The sequence below is a fragment of the Aeromonas sp. HMWF014 genome, assembly GCF_963878295.1.
In the GTDB taxonomy this organism is placed as follows: Bacteria; Pseudomonadota; Gammaproteobacteria; order Enterobacterales; family Aeromonadaceae; genus Aeromonas; species Aeromonas popoffii.
In genome coordinates this window covers 1-1742 of the sequence record NZ_CAWNYS010000408.1, presented here as the reverse complement: position 1 = coordinate 1742, position 1742 = coordinate 1, and the positions used below count along the sequence as shown (strand labels likewise).

Genomic DNA, 1742 nt, shown 5'->3' with positions numbered 1-1742 from the left:
CTTCAACACCCTCGGCAACCTGCTGCTCAACCCGCAAGCCGGCCTGTTGTTCATCGACTTCGCCACGGGTGACCTGCTGCAGATCAGCGGGCGCACTGAGCTGACGCTGGAAGGTGATGACATCCGCGCTTTTCAGGGCGCTGAGCGCCTCTGGCACGTGGAGGTCGAGCAGGTGATCCGTCGGCAAGGCGCGCTAACGCTGCGTTGGGATTTACAGAGTTACTCGCCCAACAGCCTGATGACCGGCAGCTGGGAACAGGTCGAGGCGCGCCTGCAGGCGCAGACACTGCGCGATCAGTGGCGCCCCCTGCGGGTGGCACGCGTGGTCGAGGAAAGCGCCAGTATCCGCTCGTTCTATCTGGAACCGGCCGATGTCGGTGGCTGGCCGGCGTTCTCGGCGGGTCAGCACCTGCCCCTGCGCCTGACGATTCCCGGACAGGCGCACCCTGTCATCCGCACCTACAGCCTGTCCAACGCGCCCTCCGATGACGTTCTGCGCATCAGCGTGAAGCGTGACGGACTGGCATCCGGCTACCTGCATGATCAGATCAAGGTCGGCAGTCTGCTGGAGGCCAAGGCCGCGCAGGGGCAGTTCGTGCTCGATCCCGTGCAGCACCGGCCACTTGTTCTGCTGGCCGCCGGGGTGGGCATCACCCCGCTGCTGAGCATGTTGCGCGAGGTGGCCTACCAGAATCGCCGGCTGCGTCGGCGCCGTACGGTCTGGCTGATCCAGAGCGCCCGCCAGCAGGCGGAGCTGGCCTTCAGCCGGGAGTTGCATGAGCTGCAGCAGCAGAGCGGCGAAACCCTGCACTGGCTGCGAGTCATCAGCCAGCCCGAGGCCGGGCTGCAGGAGGGACTGGACTTCGACCTGCACGGGCGCATCGATATCGAACTGCTCAAGGCTGTGCTGCCCTTCGACGACTATGACTTTGTTCTGTGCGGACCAGCCGGTTTCACCCAGGCGCTGTACGATGGCCTGCGTGAGCTGAACATCAGTGACAGTCGCCTGCATGCCGAGACCTTCGGCCCCTCCAGCCTCAGGCGACGTCCCGACCTGGCCGGTCCGACACAGGACTGGCCGCTGGCGGCCAGCAACCCGGTGCCCGTGCTTTTTGAGCTCTCGGCCAAGGAGGCGCGCTGGCTGCCTGGTAGCGGCAGCCTGCTGGAGCTGGCCGAGAGCCGCGGCCTGACTCCGGAGTTCAGCTGCCGGGGCGGCACCTGCGGCACCTGCCGCACGCGCATCGTCAGTGGTCAGGTAACCTACCCGCAGCCACCATCCAACCTGCCGGCCGAAAGTGAGGCACTGATCTGCTGCGCCGTACCCGCCGCCGGCACGGACGGCAATCAACCCCTAGTGCTCGCCCTCTAAATAGCTGATCCCAATTCCGCTCCAGTTGCATAAGCCCATGTCCGTTACCGGGGAACGGTGCAGCCTGATCCCGGAAGTAGAACACGCGACGTAATAATTCACCCAATGTGCGGCATTGGTGGTTCCGGGTGATCGTTTCATGGGGATCATGCCACATCCGCTCAATCTGGCGGCCTTTCTGGCGGGCTAGCAGGGGGCGCAACCACAGCGTCATCCCAGTTACAACGACGCCATCGACTTCATCCACCAGCCACCGGCGGATTGTCGCATCCGGCTCATCTATCCACCGGCGGGCTTTCGGGTCGGCCGCATGACCACAGACAAGGGGCGGCTGGAACTGGGTTACCGTATGGGCTGGCAAGCGGCTCTGGAT

Annotated in this window: 1 protein-coding gene and 2 pseudogenes; 2 read left to right on the top strand and 1 reads right to left on the bottom strand. The window is 64.9% G+C overall.

The genetic code is table 11. The annotated features are described in order from the left end of the window. Positions 1 to 1369 (top strand): 2Fe-2S iron-sulfur cluster-binding protein (locus tag AAC083_RS16415; RefSeq protein WP_108537166.1); only part of this gene is annotated, 1369 nt, incomplete at its 5' end. A gap of 13 nt (positions 1370 to 1382) precedes the next feature. On the opposite strand, the pseudogene AAC083_RS16410 reads toward AAC083_RS16415, so the two are convergent. Next, positions 1383 to 1538 (bottom strand): annotated as a pseudogene (locus AAC083_RS16410) (IS630 family transposase); the annotation flags it as partial. 27 nt (positions 1539 to 1565) lie between these two features. Between AAC083_RS16410 and AAC083_RS16405 the strand changes: the two are divergent. Further along, positions 1566 to 1742: pseudogene (locus tag AAC083_RS16405) on the top strand (DUF6363 domain-containing protein); the annotation flags it as partial.